Origin of the sequence: Roseateles sp. (assembly GCF_047654805.1) — a bacterium.
Classification (GTDB): Bacteria; Pseudomonadota; Gammaproteobacteria; order Burkholderiales; family Burkholderiaceae_C; genus Pelomonas.
In genome coordinates, this window is the sequence record NZ_JASGIV010000001.1 from 1,737,166 (window position 1) to 1,752,112 (window position 14,947).

General features: G+C 65.5%; 10 protein-coding genes. 6 read left to right on the forward strand and 4 right to left on the reverse strand.

The features are described 5' to 3' along the window. Window positions 1-114: 114 nt before the first annotated feature. Entirely contained in the window at window positions 115-663 is a 549-nt protein-coding gene (locus QM732_RS07800; protein ID WP_415655604.1) for a DUF6933 domain-containing protein, read from the reverse strand. 584 nt (window positions 664-1,247) lie between these two features. Here QM732_RS07800 and QM732_RS07805 point away from each other — a divergent pair. The 4 genes from QM732_RS07805 (at window position 1,248) to QM732_RS07820 (ending at window position 7,995) form a co-directional block, all read left to right on the forward strand. Further along, complete coding sequence (locus QM732_RS07805) at window positions 1,248-4,991, forward strand: hypothetical protein (RefSeq protein ID WP_415655605.1); 3,744 nt, start codon at window positions 1,248-1,250, stop codon at window positions 4,989-4,991. A gap of 520 nt (window positions 4,992-5,511) precedes the next feature. Beyond that, window positions 5,512-5,766, forward strand: a complete 255-nt coding sequence (locus tag QM732_RS07810) for a thiamine pyrophosphate-dependent enzyme (protein WP_415659350.1) — start codon at window positions 5,512-5,514, stop codon at window positions 5,764-5,766. Window positions 5,767-5,945: 179 nt separating this feature from the next. Beyond that, the gene (locus tag QM732_RS07815; protein WP_415655606.1) at window positions 5,946-7,130 is read left to right on the forward strand and encodes an erythromycin esterase family protein; all 1,185 of its coding nucleotides are present in this window, start codon (window positions 5,946-5,948) and stop codon (window positions 7,128-7,130) included. 13 nt (window positions 7,131-7,143) lie between these two features. Beyond that, window positions 7,144-7,995 (forward strand): alpha/beta fold hydrolase, encoded by an 852-nt coding sequence (locus QM732_RS07820; RefSeq protein WP_415655607.1) that lies wholly within the window; start codon window positions 7,144-7,146, stop codon window positions 7,993-7,995. Here QM732_RS07820 and QM732_RS07825 read toward each other — a convergent pair. The 3 genes from QM732_RS07825 to QM732_RS07835 are packed head-to-tail and all read right to left on the reverse strand — an operon-like array spanning window position 7,982 to window position 11,456. Beyond that, the gene (locus QM732_RS07825) at window positions 7,982-8,770 is read right to left on the reverse strand and encodes an alpha/beta fold hydrolase (RefSeq protein WP_415655608.1); all 789 of its coding nucleotides are present in this window, start codon (window positions 8,768-8,770) and stop codon (window positions 7,982-7,984) included. The two genes, QM732_RS07820 and QM732_RS07825, sit on opposite strands and share 14 nt — an antisense overlap. After that, window positions 8,767-10,443 (reverse strand): DUF885 domain-containing protein, encoded by a 1,677-nt coding sequence (locus QM732_RS07830; protein WP_415655609.1) that lies wholly within the window; start codon window positions 10,441-10,443, stop codon window positions 8,767-8,769. Before QM732_RS07830 ends, QM732_RS07825 begins: the two co-directional genes overlap by 4 nt. Then, complete coding sequence (locus QM732_RS07835) at window positions 10,440-11,456, reverse strand: dipeptidase (RefSeq protein ID WP_415655610.1); 1,017 nt, start codon at window positions 11,454-11,456, stop codon at window positions 10,440-10,442. The genes QM732_RS07830 and QM732_RS07835 overlap by 4 nt, the downstream gene beginning before the upstream one ends. Window positions 11,457-11,552: 96 nt before the next feature. Here QM732_RS07835 and QM732_RS07840 point away from each other — a divergent pair, with 96 nt between their 5' ends. Both QM732_RS07840 and QM732_RS07845 read left to right on the forward strand, forming a co-directional pair. After that, on the forward strand, window positions 11,553-12,584 hold the full coding sequence (locus tag QM732_RS07840; protein WP_415655611.1) for a helix-turn-helix transcriptional regulator: 1,032 nt from the start codon (window positions 11,553-11,555) through the stop codon (window positions 12,582-12,584). A 178-nt stretch (window positions 12,585-12,762) separates the two neighbouring features. Continuing rightward, complete coding sequence (locus tag QM732_RS07845; RefSeq protein ID WP_415655612.1) at window positions 12,763-14,937, forward strand: TonB-dependent receptor; 2,175 nt, start codon at window positions 12,763-12,765, stop codon at window positions 14,935-14,937. Window positions 14,938-14,947: the final 10 nt, after the last annotated feature.

Below are 14,947 nucleotides of genomic sequence, written 5' to 3' on the forward strand. Positions count from 1 at the left end.
TGCAGCGGTCTTCCTTAAGAGGGCCGCAGGCCTTCCCGGGAAGTCGACCCCTCTGAGAGGATTTCATTCGGGAGCGTCCTGACAGGGCAACGGCGCAGCGACGCAACGTCGTACCTAGGACGAGAGACTGGCTGCCTGAAGCACCCGGCGCGTAGTAAACGCTGCAAGCGTGGCTTGGTCGGGTGCTCGGTAGTCGATGACCTTCAGGGGTGTCTTGGCCAGCCAGAGTGAATGCGCCAGTAGCGTCCGATCCGGGAATTCGAGCAGCCCGACTTGAAGCTGGAATGCCAAGTCGTTGAGTGATCCCAGGACCCGGCGGTTCGCCGTCTTTCCAACTGTCCAACGTTGCATTGCAGCGCGCTCAGCGATCACATCGTCCGCCGGGACGCCGATGGCGGTGAGCATAGGCTCCATGGCTTCGCTGAGCCGCTGGACGAGAGCGCGCCCATCCCGTGCCTGCACGACGACGGGCAGCAAGCTTCGCTCGCTGACAGCGAGCACGACCTGGATTCGGCCAACGCGGATCAGATTGGCATACCAGTCGCCGAGGACCGTGTCCGGTGGAGCTGTCTCCGGGGCAGGCGCGACGTTGAGCCTGTCGAGCAGCTTCTGTGTGCAGCGAAGTACAAACACGGTATCGAGACGGGAGGAGGTAAGTGCCAAGTATCGAGGGAGCAATGTTCCCTTTCGGCGGCGAGCGGTCGTGCTTTGCCTGAACCATCGAATGCCAGTGCCGAGCACCGCGGTCGCTCGGGACATCGGCGTCGAGCGAGGCAGTCCCGCCTTGAAGCGCCGAGCCGTTGCCGGTTGGCCGGCTCGTCTGCAGCGATCTCAGTCAGTCGGCACCGGCGGCCTGAATCTCGGCGCCGGCAGCATTGCAGTCGTTCGCGCGAAGACATGTCGTAGATACAAGGTCTGGTTTCGGTCACAAGGCGACCTCCCACATCGTGAGTCTGTTCGTACCGTATTCGCCGAATTCTCCCGTCGCTTGGTTACCACCACGCGCCTATCGAAAACGACGATGCCGCATCGGTGGACACCGTCTAGTCGAACCAATAGCATCGTTCGCAACTAAAGAGGCAACCGCTAGGGAGGCCGCGCGACGTAGTGCGGATATGGACGTGGAACGCTCAAAGGCAACGTTATTGGCGCGTTCGCCATCTCGCCAAGCAAGACAGACCGCGAGTGGTGTTCACCATGCTTAAGGCAGGCGGCAAGCGAACTTGGTGCAACCTGCTCGATATCGAATGACCACGCCACTTCAAGGGGTGAAGTACGCGCCGAGCGATTTCCCGGACTTTCGAGATCTTGCACCCAACCGGATGGGCGGCAAGACGGTAGAGCTGCTCAAGAAGGTACTCGTCGAGTACGACCTGGCGTCCACTGTGGCCGCGACCTCGGGGCTGATGACCATCCCCAAGTTTCAGCCGTTCGCCTTGCGGCTGGAACTTCTCTCCCAGCTGGCTCTCGGTGCCTGCAAGGGCAAGAAGAAGCCGACGCTCAAGAATTTCGACACATGGCTGAACCGCCAGCTCGGCGCAGCAGATGTGAAGCATCTGGAGGATCCACCGGAAGACGTCTTCGTCTTGAATGTGTCGACCCACCACGGCGGCTTCCGAATTTTCCGCGGGCTGTGGGAGGAGCAAGACCACGCGCTTGAGCTGCTCTTCAGAGCGTTGGGAAGTGCCCCCGACGATGTCAGCCGCGCGTTCCTTGACCCAGCCATAGCACTGCTGCGCTTGTCCGACGCCGTGGTTCGCCGTTCAGGACTCCAGCGGTGGGAGTTTGAGCATGCGCCATCCAGGCGGGAGGTTCAACTGCGCGGCTGTCTGGAGGCGCCTGCCCTGGCGCAACGTGTAACGTTCTCAGCGGCCGGTTTGCTTGAGGAAGGCATTGCGGTCGAGCATCTACAGCCGTTCCTGCTCAACGACATAGCCCGCGCAGGGCTTCTCGATGAAACCGACGAGGAAACGCAGCACCTCCTGTATCCCGTCCTCTGCATCGGCGACCAGCACATCCTCACCGTTCCGAGCGCAGTGTCTTATGCGATCCGTCGTTTCATGCTGCGGCTGGCCAAGGAACATGGCCTGTCTGAAACGCTCAGTGGCACGGTTTTCCGAGAGGCGCGCGCTGAACTGGCCGGGCTGGTTCGCCATGGCAGCCGGCATGGCCCTCAGTTTCTTCCGCTGCCGAAGAGCCTGCAGGGGATCAAGGGCCGTTGCTTCAGCATCGTTCTAGGCATCGCCAAACGTCACTTCCTGCACTACATGCTGGTTGCCAGCAGCACAGATGAGGTCGATTCGTTTGGCCTGAATGTTCCTCTGCCTCCAGCGCCGGAACTGGCGGAGCACGCTGACGCGGTCCGCGCATACGCCGACACGCAACATGAGTTCTCAGCTGGACACACTATCGTCGTGGGCGCTCTGCTCGGCGAGATGACACGGATGCCAGAGATTCCTGCGCGAGATGGCTGGACCGCCATGGGAACGTCGCTTGGCGACATTGCAATCCTGCTGCACGACTCGGACTCACCGCAGGATCGGCTGTTTGCCCTGTTGAGCCAGCTGGACTCAATGGAGCGGACCGGAAGCTCCCTGATGAACTTCAACGGGCTGCTCAATCTCTATCACTTCTGGGTAAAGCAGCATTTCTACTTGCGCGTCCCACCTCTGCGTCACGACCAGCCAAGCCACGCACAGATCGAACTCGACTACGTACGTTCTTACCGCCAGGCTCGGCGCCAAGCGGAGGATGAGCACGTTGTCCCCTTGCCCGGCGGCCAGATGACGATCGTGGTCCGGGCCAACGCCAACGCGTCCTATCCCTCATTACGATCCATTCCCGCGTACGTCAGCCTCGACCTGATGAAGGAAGACGTGCTTGCCTTCTACATGCCCGTGGGCGATCGCATCCTCTGGATCACAGCTAGGCCACCGAACGACAAGGCAGCCAGAAATGCGGTTTTTGAGCTGTGGCAATCGCTCCAGTACCTGCTCCACAGGTGCCTCATGGCGGATAACGGCATCGCACCGTTGCAAGATAGCCCGTCGGGCATCATGCTGGACTTCGCTGAGGTCGTCAGCCAGGAGGCCGCGGAGGCAGATCTCGAACTGCCAACAGGGATTGAGACTGGACCATCCGAGTTCAGCAGCGTCATGATTGTCGAGCCGGCTCCCGGTTTTCTTCGAAATTTCGGTGGGGCAGAGAACGACGGCGAGGTCCTGTTCCTCAGCGCTGTGTTGGAAGCGTTTGAGGCCGTGCAGATACGTCTTCCCTCATCAAACAAGGCTCGGAAAGAGCTGGCCCTCAAAGTCCTCGGCGGGCCATCCGCCAAAGTCATTCACGCGCTCAAGGTTTGGCACGACGTTGAGATGTTGCTGCTGACGGCCCCGAAGTCGGCCTACGCACCGCCGACGGAGCGAATCATCGCCGCGCGGCAAACATCCTTCGCCTGGGGCCCCTCATCGGACAAGGTGAAGGCTCTGGACATGCCAGGAACAGTCGCAGCATTCGGGGAATGCGTCGCACACCACGTGAGCGTCATCCAAACCCAGCTCAGGAAGTGGAACCGGGTCGGAACCATCGAGAAACTCCTAGACCACAACGAGTCATTGATCAAAGAGCGGCAGCGATGGCGCACAAGCGCTCGCGCCGTGCTGTCTCTCTACGGCATAGAGGAAGGCACACAGACTGCCCAAGAGTCTGAACAAGAGCGCGCGCAGCTGCAGGTAACGATTCGCGCGCTCATCGAGGCGGCAACTTGCGAGTGTCCCGACACTGTCGAACGTACGCCTGACGACTATGACGTCGATGACCTGGTTGGCCAAATGGCAAACATCATCGACCTTGGCCGCAACTCTGATGTCGCCTACTTTGGACTCGCCAACGGTGGGCTGCGAATCGCCCCTAACGGCTCGTACGGGGCGGAGGCTGCGCCGCTGGCGGAGCTCGCCACCCCGTTCATGGCACACTCCTTCAGCGAGACGTACGGCGCCGCGGCGGGCGACTATGAACGCTGGGTCAGAACCGAAGCCCCTGTCAAAGAGGAGGCGGATGATCTTGTCTTCGAGTCTGCCAAGTTCTTGGCCGCATGGCAGGCTGAGTACGGATTGCCGTTTGACGCCTTCCGATACATAGCTGGCGCTCTTCAGAACATCGCCGTGCGCGAGGGTCGCGTTGTCCTGACCTGCACGCCAAGCGAGTTGAAGGAGGCGGCAAGCGAGGGTGGCGTTTCGATTACCGATGTCCAAGCGTTCCTCGCCGCGTTCGGTTTGCCCCGTAGGGAGGCGTGGCCGGCGGACCCTCCCGCATCCGCCTACAGGGATGTGATGCCCTGGAGGTTCGAGCGCCGGCTTTCAGTCAGCCTGAAACCTCTCATCCTGCACGACGAGCGCGGCTCGACATTTACGTACGGCCTAGGTACTGCCCGGGAGTCGCTGGCGTACGTTCTCGACAGCATTCAACGCGCTTCCTTCGACAAGGACGTCTTTTCATCCAAGGAGATGCGGTCATGGTTGGGCGGCCGTGTGGACGAACTCGGCGCCCGCTTCTCAGAGTCGGTCGCGGAGCGTCTCAGGGCATTGGGCTGGCAGGCACGAACGGAGCGCAAGCTCACGGAACTGGGTGCCCCCAAGAACCCGAATCTAGGAGACGTCGACGTCCTAGCTTGGCACCCAGACGGCAGGGTCTTGGCCATGGAATGCAAGCGTCTGAAGGCCTCTAGGACCATCGCGGAGATCGCTCAGAACTGCAAACGCTTCCAAGGCAACGTCGACGATCTACTGCACAAACATCTGCGCAGAAAGGCCTGGCTTGAAGCCAATCCGGCAAAACTCGCGGCGTTCTGCAAGTTGAGTCCAGACGCGATGCGCGTCAGCTACCCCTTGGTTGTGAATAGGGCTGTGCCGTTTAAGTACGTTTCCAGCCTACCCATCCCAGCGTCGGACATCGTGGTGGATGAGGCGCTTCCGGCCTATATAGGTGGCTCGTGATCTGCTTGCAAAGTGTCCGCCGATCGCAGCTCATGATCGTTACAGCGGTAGCACCCGCGGCGGCGCCTAAGCATGAGTTCGGCGTGTGCATATCCTGCGCCCCGGTCTGGAGACCGGTTCCGAGGGAGGAACTGCCGGTCAGCGTCGATCGCGCTCAATGACAGCTGTTGATGTCGCTGTCATCCGAACACCTTGCCGCGAACGACTTAGATCAGCCTGAAGCCGTCCCAGCCCGACCGAATGCAGCTTTGCAGCGGATGCCGTCATCGACGATCAGCCACCGAATTCACGCTCTCTGGCAAGAAGCGGACGCCGGCGCACTTGGCCGGCTCATGGGTTCAACGACCGGTGTCGCGGGCGCTGCGGTCGTTCAGCCGGGCTGCCCGCGGCGGTCGTTGTCGAATGCCTGCTGCTTGAAGCGTTGGATTGGCGCTCCCGACCCGGAGCGGGCGCTGGGTAGCTCAGATCAGGCGCCGAAAAGCTGACGTTCGTGGGGCCTTTGGCCGGACGCATCTGAACTATCCGTAACGGTCAATCTCTACGTTGGTGCCGAGAGCGCTACAGCCACCTACAACGAGAGCATGCCCGGCTGGCCCGGGCGTTCGGCTGGCGGGCCGAACGGGTCGATGCGCCCCGCGGGCTCGATTCCGCGCTGACGCGCTGCCTCGACGCGGATGGTCCGTTCTTCCTCGATGTCCGCGTCACGCCGACCGAGAGCTGTTTTCCGATGATCCCGGCGGGGGCGGGGCATCACGAGGTCCTGCTCGGCCGCTGACCGCAAGCAAAGCCTCGATCGGCCCGCTGGGCAGGGCAGCAAGCGCGCAGGCGGAGCGCGACGCCGGTCCACTTGCCTCAGAAGCCGTGCCGATTGCCGCAATGCGAGGCGGCGTATGCCTCTACGCTGTCGGCATGCATCTCGACATTGACAGCCGGCTGCGCTTCGAGGCTCTCTGAATGACGACTCCCTACCGACACCTGATCGACTGGGCGGCTGGCGCCTGTCTGCCGCTCGCAGGTCCGCTCGACACCGTAGACGGCCCGCTGCGGGCCATGATCGGCCCGGCGCGCCTGGTCTCGCTGGGCGAGGGTCTGCACGGCGCGCATGAGCCGATCGAGTTCCGCAACGCGCTGTTCGCCTGGCTGGTCGGGCAGCTCGGTTTTCGCGCCATCGCGCTCGAGTCGGCCCTGTCTTCGGGACTGGCGATCGATACCTTCGTGCAGGGCGGACCGGGCGATGCGGACCAGGTGGTCGCGCGTGGCATCAGCTCGGGCCTGCATGTGTTTCCGCAGCAGGCCCGGCTCGTGCGCTGGATGCGCGCCTTCAACGAGCGCTGCGCGGCCGGAGATCGACTGTCTTTTCACGGTATCGATACGTCGCCGCTCGCCGATGCGCTGGAGCTGGCCCTGGCCCGCATCGACGGCCCGGCCGCCGGCGCGCTGCGCGAGCGCGTCCAGCCGCTACGGTCCGGGTTCGAGGTGGACCGCATGTCGCCGGAGCCGCGTGGCTACACGGCGCTCGACGGAGCGCAGCGCGAGGCGCTGGGCGCCTGCGTTGCCGAGCTGGCCACGCGTGTCGAAGCTGCGGCGCCGGTGCTGGCCCGCGCCCTGCGCCAGGCCGAGCTCTACCTGCGCCAGTTCCCGCCCGGCTGGTCGGCCGCACAGGGGTCGGCGGGCATCTGGGGCAGCGTGGCCGCCAGCGATCTCGGCAAGGCCGTCAACGTTGAGCAACTGCTGCGGCAGCAGGAGCGGGTGCTGCTGTTCTCCCACCTGGGCCATGCGTCCACGCTGCCGGTGTCGATACGGCTTGGCGCGGACACCGTCGCGCTGCCCGAAATGATGGGTGCGCACCTGCGGCGCCGCTGCGGCTCCGGCGAACTGCTGACCATCGGCCATCTGCTGGCCGACAACCAATGCCAGCCCGCCGTGGGCATCGCGCCGGCCGATTCCCTGGAGGGTCGGCTTGCCACCCTGGGGCATGAGGCCTTTCTGCTGGATCTGCGCCAGGCCCCGCCCGAGGCGCTGGCGGAGCTGCAGGTCGCACCGCACCCGCTGCACGGCCAGCTGCCCGTCCATCAGCTGAGCCCGGGCCTCGGCATCGACATCATCTACTTCACCCGGCGGGCGACGCCGGCGCTATAGACGGAAAGGCCTTATGAGAGTCCAGATCGAACCCGGTGTGCGCTTGTTCTTCGACATCGAAGGCGCCAGCCTCGTCCCCGCTGCCGACGGCAGCCTGCGCCAGCGCCCCACGCTCATCCTGCTGCACGGCGGCCCGGGCATGGACCACAGTGGCTGGAAGCCGCGCATGTCGCCGCTGGCAGAGGACGCGCAACTGGTCTACTACGACCATCGTAGCCATGGCCGTTCGGACCGGCGCCCCAGCAGCGAATGGACGCTGGACACCTGGGCCGACGACATCGTGCGCCTATGCGAAGCGCTGGAAATAGACAAGCCCATCGTCTTCGGACAGAGCTTTGGCGGCATGGTCGCACAGCGCTACATCGCGCGGCATCCAGACCATCCGGCCAAGGTGATCCTGTCCAGCTGCTCGCCGAATTTCGGCTTGGAGCGCAAGCTCGCCGCCTTCGAGCGGCGTGGCGGTGCCGAGGCCCGCGAGGCGGCGCGGGCCTATTGGGCCGACCCCTCGCCGGCCGGCTTCGAGACCTTTCTTCGCGTCTGCCTGCCGCTGTACAGCACGACGCCGCAGCCAGACCGCAGCGCGCCGTCGCCGGCCGCCTTCGACACCGAACTGCTAGACCACTGGAACCGCGAAGAACTGCCCGGCGTGAACCTGCTGCCGGGCCTGGGCTGCGCTGCCTGTCCGGTGCTGGTGATGGGTGGTGTGGACGACCCGATCACCCCGATCGAGGACCAGCGTGATATCGCCGCCGCCTTGCCGGAAGATCTGGTTCGCTTCGCCGAGTTCGCCGACGCCGGCCATGGCATCTGGCGCGACAAGCCGGCCGAGGCGATGGCGCTGTTGCGCGAGTTCATTGCGACTTAAGGCTGTGGTCTAGGAAGGCCCGCAGCGCGGGCACGAACAGCTCGGGCTTGATGCACGCCTCGTGGCCCACGCCCGGCACTTCCAGCAGCTCCCAGCCCAGTTCGCGCAGCCGGGCCGCGTGGTTGCGGATCAGGCTGGCGATCGGCACCGGGATGCCTGCCTCGACCAGGTCGCCTTTCTCGCCGTGGAACACCAGCTTGGGCAGTGCACGCATGCGGGCGAGCGCCTCGGCCTCGTTCCAATGCAGCTGCACGCTGCGGTTGTAGTGGATCCATTGGGTGTATTGGGCCTTGCTGCGCAGCACCACCATCGATGAGGCTTCAGGATCATGCTGCTTGCGCTCGGCCGCGTCGGCGATGTCCTTGTAAGGGCCACCGATCGGCGGCCAGCCACCGATCACCAGCGCCTTCAGCCGATCGCTGCGGCCGGCCAGCTGCAGGCCGACGCCGCCGCCCCAGGAATAGCCCCAGTAGCTGAAACGCTCGAAACCGGCCGCCGTGGCCACGGCCAGCAGGTCGGCGCTGACGCGTTCCGCCGTCAGCTGCTCGGGCGGGATGTCGCGGCTGGCGCCGATGCTCGGGTAGTCGACCAGGAGCACGCGGTAGCGGTCCGTCAGGCGGGAGAGATAGCCATCCAGCATTGTCAGCAGCGCGGCGCCGAAGATCGCCTCTTGAGAGGCCATCAGCGGCATCGTCAGCATCAAGGGCTCGCCGTCGGCCGGGCCGTGCAGCGCGTAGGCGACGCCCGAGACGGGATCGATCTGGATCTCACTCATGCCGCGGCCTCCTCGGCCAGCCATTCGTCCAGCAGCTCGCCGATCACCGGCAGCGTCGCCGTGCCTATGCCCAGCAGCTCGTCGTGAAAGTTCCGCAGGCTGAAGCGCTCGCCCAGTTGGGCCTCGGCCCGCGCGCGGAAATCGCGGAAAGCAATATTGCCGATCTGATAGGCCAGGGCCTGGGCGGGCAGGGCGATGTAGCGATCGACCTCGGCCTCGATGGTGTCGAGACTGAGCGACACGCGCGTGGCGAGCTCGTGGATCGCCTGCTCCCGTGTCCAGCCCTTGGCGTGAATACCGGTATCCACCACCAGCCGCAAGGCGCGCCACAACTCCATGTCCAGCCGCCCGAAATGTTCGTGCGGCGTCTTGTACAGGCCCATCTCCTCGCCCAGGCCTTCGCAATACAAGGCCCAGCCTTCCACGTTGGCGCCGTACTTCGGGCCGTTGTAGCGGCAGAAGGCGGGGACGTCGTCCAGCTCCTGGACCAGTGCCAGGTGCATCAGGTGGCCGGGCCAGCCCTCGTGCAGGGCCAGCGAGGGAATCATGTAGAGCGGGCATTTCTGCGGCAGGCCGCTGACCCAGAGGATGCCGGCGGTCGAGCCGTCGCCGGGGCTGGGCTGGGCGTAGGCCGGTGGCATCCGCGGCGCGAGGCTCTCGGGGATGCTCTCGACGCCGTAGGTGATGCGCGGCACGCGGCCGATATGGCCGGGGATCTGGCGGTCGATGCGCTTGGCCGTGATCTCCACGCGCTCGCGCAGCGCCTCGCCGCTGGCGGCGAAGAACTCCGGCGACTCGGCCAGATGCCGGCGGTAGTCGGAGACCCGACCGGCGAAGCCGGCATCGGCGGCCACCTGCTCGATCTGTTTCTCGACTCGCGCGGCCTCGCTGAGACCCAGCGTGTGCAGCGCCTCGGGCCCCATGTCCAGATTGGTGAAATGCTGCACCCAGCGCCGGTAGTAGCGCTCGCCGTCGACGTCATCGGCGGCGGAGATCGAGTCGCGGGCCGCAGGCATCAGCTCGTCGCCCAGCACATCGGCCAAGCGGCTCAGCGCGGGCACGATCTGCTCGGCGATCACCGTCTTCGCCGCCTCGGCCTGGGGCCAGACGGCCGCGCTGCGTGCGAAGGGGCCGAACCACGCCAGCTTCTCGACCGGCCCCTGCGTCACCGCACGCATATTCGACTCGGCCCGTGTGAGCACCACTTTCGGATAGCGGAAGCCGCGCGCCCGGCCATCGCGCAGATTGCGGGCGATGTCTTCGAAGAATTGCGCCAACGTGCCCAGCCGGGCCAGATACAGCGCGGCCGCCCGGGCATCGCCGAGGCTGTTCAGATTGGCGAAGTAGATCGTGTTGAACTCCGGGCCGACAGGCAGCAGCCAGGGCCGCTGGTGCGCACCGAGCAGATGGAAGTCCCGCAAGTCCTCCAACTCGCGGCGCAGCAGGGCGGCATTCGCCCGCTCGCGCGGCGTGGCCGGCGGCGCGATCGCATCGAGTTGCGCGATGAAGCCCAGCACCTCGCCATGGCGGCGCCGATGGTCCTCGGGCGCCTCACGGAACATCGCCGGATCGTCGTTCTTCACGCCGGCGATAAAGGCGGTCAGCGGGAACTCGCGGCACTGCCAGTCCCAGAAGCGCTCCGCGAGCGTGTTGATGTCCAGTCCTTCAGTCATTGCTTCGTGCCCTCTTCAAGTTCGCTCATCACCCGCATCATGTTGCCGCCGAGTATGGCGATCAGCGAGGTCTCGTCATAACCCCAGCGCAGCAGTGTCGCCACGATCTCCGTCAGCTGCTCGGGCGCCACGAAGCGCCCGCCAAGCTCGTAGCCCAGGCCCGCCGGGAACGTGTGCTTCATCTTCTCCATGTACTCGTCCAGCTCCTGCCGGTCGAACACATAGTCCAGCGCGATGTTTACATGCCGCGGGCCGACCAGCTGCACCACGTGGTCGATGTGCCGCGCATACGTCTCGCTGGCGATGTCGTTGGCGCCCAGGAAGATGCCCACGCCGTTGATGCCGACCAGCCCGCCGGTGGCAGCGCAGTCGCGGATCAGCGCGTCCGGGATATTGCGCGGATGCGCGCGCAGCGCCGCGCAGTTGCTGTGCGAGAAGATCACCGGGCGGCGGGCGTAGCCCAGCACATCGCGCGCGGTGCGGTGGCCGGTGTGGCTGACGCAGACGGCCATGCCGACGCGCTCCATCTCGCGCACCACAGCGCGGCCGAAATCGCTCAAGCCCGGATCCTCATCGTCCTGGCAGCCGCCGCCGACGCGGTTGTTGCGGTTGTAGGCCATCGCCATCCAGCGGACGCCGAGCTGCCGGTATATCTGGATCAGCGAGAGTTGATCGCCGATCGCGTTGGCGCCCTCAATGTCCAGGCCGACCGCCAGCCGGTCGCTGCGGCGGGCTTCCTCGGCATCGGCCACGCGCTCCAGCAGCAGATATTGCTCGGGATGCCCGGCGATCCAGTGGCGCAGCGCGGCCACCATGCGCATATGCTCCTCGATGCCCTGATCGCCGAAGCCGACATTGAGCATCACCACGTCGAAGCCGGCGCGGCGGTGGCGCTCCAGCTGGGGCAGGAAGCCTGGGTCCAGTGGCCGCAGCGGCATGCAGGCATGGTTGTCCCAGACCAGCGTGGCGTCGATTAGGGAGCGGGCGCGCGATTCGAGTTCGGTGCTTTCCATGGATCACACCTTAGTGATTCGCGCCGGCCTTGCATTAGCATCATGAATCCAAAATTTAGGAGGGCGGACTTCATGGCGTCAGGAGCTCGGGATACGGTGAATCCGGCCCCGCACCCGCTGGACTGGGACGCCGAGTGGCAGCGCGCCTCCGCCAACGGCGGGGCCAAGTCGATCTCGCGCAACATCATGCGCACCATCTTCGCCGAGCCCGGCAGCGGCACGGCCGACCTGATCCGGCTGGACGACGATGCGATGGTCAATGTGCTGAATTGCGTGCTGCCGCAGCCGGTGCGCTGGCCATACGAGGCCGAGGAGCCCATCATCATGCTGCGCGCCTCGCTGGCCTGCGATGTGTCCTTCCGCTACGGCCGCTCTGCGCCCATGGTCTTCAACCGGCCCGAGGTGCTGCTGGCCTGCCTGCCGCAGGGCGTCACGCTGACGGCCGATGTGATGGGCGGCTCCCGCCAGCAGGGCCTGGTGGCCAATTTCCGCGCCAAGACCTTTGCCAAGCGCTTCGGCCTCTTGGAGAGCGAGTTGCCGCCGGCGGTGCGCGAGGTGGTCCACCATTCCAGCGATGTGGTGCGCCTGTCCTCCTTCCCGGTCGACCAGCGCATCGCCGCCTTGATCGCCGACACGCTGGACAGTCGCTTGCCGGGCGAACTGCGCACCATGCAGGTGACCGGCCGGCTGGGCGAGCTGATCGCCTTCGCGCTGGAGGCCATACAGGTGGACGAGACGGACCCGACCCATCGCAACGTGCTGCTGCCGCGCAAGCGCGATCTGGATGTGGCCCGCGCCGCGCGCGAGCGCCTGGACCGCGAGTACCGGCGCCCGCCGATGTTCGGCGATCTGGCCTCGGACCTCGGCGTCAGCCTGAACAAGCTGAAGTCGGTGTTCAAGGAGGCCTTCGGGACGACCATGGTCGACCACTGCCTGGACCGCCGCATGCGCGAGGCGCAACAGCTGCTGCTCGAGGCCGCGCTGACGATCGCCCAGGTGGCCGAGCGGGTCGGCTACGAGCACCAGAGCAGCTTCACCGCGGCCTTCCACCGCCATGTCGGCATGTCGCCGCGCGAGTACCGGCGTCATCGTGCGCCCTTTGTCGTCGAGCTGGCGGCCAAGCGCTGAGGCGCTGTTCGTCGAAGCGCGCCGCGCGATGTGCCGATGGCCTAAGGGCTTTCCCCGGCCTTGTCCTTTCTCCTAAATGTTCCGTCCAAAGCCGCACGGATGGACGCAGGTGTGAATCTATTGTGAAAGCCATCCGCCGTGCAGTCTTCGTTGGCGGCCCCTCGCAGGAGCACACCGAATGATGAAATTCGCCCCCATGCGCGTCAGCCGGCTCGTCGAAGCGCTGGCCATCGCGGGCCTGGCTTTCGCCCCGGCCGTTCAGGCCCAGCAGCAGGCCGCCAAGGACGACGGCGCCGCACAGCTTGAACGCGTCGTCGTCACCGCCAACAAGCGCGTCGAGCCGGAGCGCAATGTCGCCGGTTCGGTCAGCGTGCTGCAAGGCGCGCAGCTGGAGGCGATCGGCGCCAAGGACCAGGAGGACGCGCTGAAGCTGACTCCCGGCGTGCAGTTCAACAAGGGCGACATCTCCAGCAACACGATCACGATCCGCGGCATCGGCACCGAGACCAGCAACGAGGGCGGTGGCTCGCAGCAGCAGCCGACCGGCTTCTATATGGAAGACGTGCCCCTGGCCTCGCCGCTGGGCAAGGGCATCGTGCCCGACCCCTATGCCTTCGACCTCGACCGAGTCGAGGTGCTGCGCGGCCCGCAGGGCGCGCTGTTCGGCTCCGGCTCGCTGGGCGGCGCGGTGCGCTATCTGTTCAACAAACCCAAGCTCGACAGCTTCGACGCCAGCGTGCTGCTGAGCTACGCCAAGGTCGCCAGCGGCGGCAGCGCGCCCTCGATCGCCGGCATGATCAATGTGCCACTGTCCACCAATGTGGCCGGCCTGCGCGTCGTCGCCTGGGACCGCGAGGACCCGGGCTACATCGACAATCTCGGCACCCACACCCAGGATGCCAACAGGGTGCGCCAGAAGGGCGCTCGCGTGCTCGCGACGGTGAAGCCGCTGAACACGCTCAGCGCCACCTGGGTCGTGTCCACGCAGGAAACCAAGCAGGACGACACCTTCAGCGTCTCGCCCGACCCGAACAAGCTGGAGCACAACTCGCCGAACAACTCGGCCCGCAAGGTCACGGCAGACTTCTCTAGCCTGACCGTCGACTGGGACCTGGGCGCGCACACGCTGACCTCGATCACCGGCTGGTGGCGCAGCAAGTCCAAGAGCCTGATCGACGACACCGAGCTGTTTGCCAGCGTCGGCCTGGTGCTGCCGCAGGTGACCCGCCCGTCCGAAGGCCAGCTCAAGGCCAACTCGGAGGAACTGCGCATCGCCAGCAACCCGGGCGGGCCGCTCAGCTATGTCGCCGGCCTGTTCTACCAGCGCAGCTCGGGCAACAGCCAGGCCAAGCAGATCGATCCTTCGGCTGCCTTCGGCATCACCGACCTGGTCGACCTGAGCACCGACACTAGCGGCAGCGAGACGGCCTTTTTCGCCGATGCCGAATATGCCTTCGGCGGCGGTTGGAGCCTCGACCTCGGCGGCCGCTACTACCGCACCAGCACCCACTATGTGCAGACCGGCACGCAGTTCGGTTTCCCGGCGGACATCGCGCCGCCCGACTCCTCGGACAGCGGCTTCACCCCCAAGACCAGCATCAAATACCGTTTCGGCGACAGCGGCATGTGGTACGCCGGTGCCAGCAAGGGCTACCGCTATGGCGGCACCAATGGCACGGCGCCGTTCAAGCCCTTCAAGTCCGACTCGCTGTGGAACTACGAGACCGGCCTGCGCCTGAATCCGGCCAAGGGCCTGCAGGTGGACCTCAGCCTCTTCCTGCTGGACTGGAAGGACGCGCAGTTCACCTACTTCACCACCGCCAATGGCGGCCTGCCGGAAAGCGGCATCGCCAACGTCGGCCATGCCAAGAGCAAGGGCCTGGAAGCGGCGCTGCGCTACCAGCTCACGTCGGCTTTCGATGTCGCGCTGTCGGCGGCCTACACCGATGCGAAGACCGAGGTGCCCACCGAGGTGCCCAATGGCCGCGGGGCGATGACCGCGCCGGCCGGCTCGCGCCTGCCAGGCACGCCCAAGTGGCAGGCCGCCCTGCAGGCCGGCTACCGCTTCGCCGGCCCGATGAACAGCACGGGCCGCGCTTTCGGCACCTATTCCTATGTGGGCGACCGGGTCATGTACCTGAGCGGCAACAAGCCGGCCGATGCCTATGACACGCTGGACCTCGGCACCTCCTTCAGCAGCGATCACTGGACGATCTCGGGCATCCTGTCCAACGTGACCGACTCCAAGGGTGTGCAGAGCATCACCGGCGCGCCGGCCGGTGTCGGCAGCTTCGCACAGTACTTCCTGCAGAAGCCGAGGACGCTCACGGTCTCTTTGCGCTACGACTATTGATCCGACGACC